The 573-nt window shown below is 67.4% G+C and carries 1 pseudogene; it reads right to left on the minus strand.

What is annotated here, in order from left to right:
* Positions 1–149: 149 nt before the first annotated feature.
* Positions 150–573 (minus strand): annotated as a pseudogene (locus BKD30_RS15180) (transposase); the annotation flags it as partial.

Consider the following 573-nt stretch of genomic DNA (forward strand, 5'->3'; position numbering starts at 1 on the left):
ATCGCGCGGCCATCATTCACAACCAAATCTACCGCGTTGGCCTTGTACTCGTCAGTGAAGCTACGTCTCGTCGATCCCATAGCCGGTTCCCTTCATTTCTCGGGAACCCGCCCATCAAACCCTGTGTCCACCAGAGTGGGAACGGTCCAGAGCTCGGCGGCGAGCATGACCAGGTGGCACCACAGCTGATTGGCGTCGAACGCGTGGAGGGGGAGATTCTGCAGGCCGGTGTCCTTGGCGGCGCGGATCCGGTCTTCGCACCGGGCCCGCAGCCGGTGTCTGACCTCGAGGTCGGCGAGCTGGCCGCGGGTCTGGTTGGTGGCGAAGGCGGTGTAGCGCATCCCGTCGAGGTCGGTGATGCGCAGCTGCGCCCCAACGTGCGGGATCTCCTTGCGGACGATCACGCGCATCCCTGCCGGCCAGGCGGACAGGTCCAGCATCCCGGTCACGTCGGCGACCCAGGCCCCGTCGCGTTCGTGCCCGTCGGAGTTGTAGGCCCGCGCCCACGCCTGAGCCGGGACGAGCGGCAGGGCCCTGTCGAGTGCGCCGTGGATGGGGAACCCCACCGAGTAG

The organism is Tersicoccus phoenicis (assembly GCF_001968835.1).
GTDB lineage: Bacteria > Actinomycetota > Actinomycetes > Actinomycetales > Micrococcaceae > Tersicoccus > Tersicoccus phoenicis.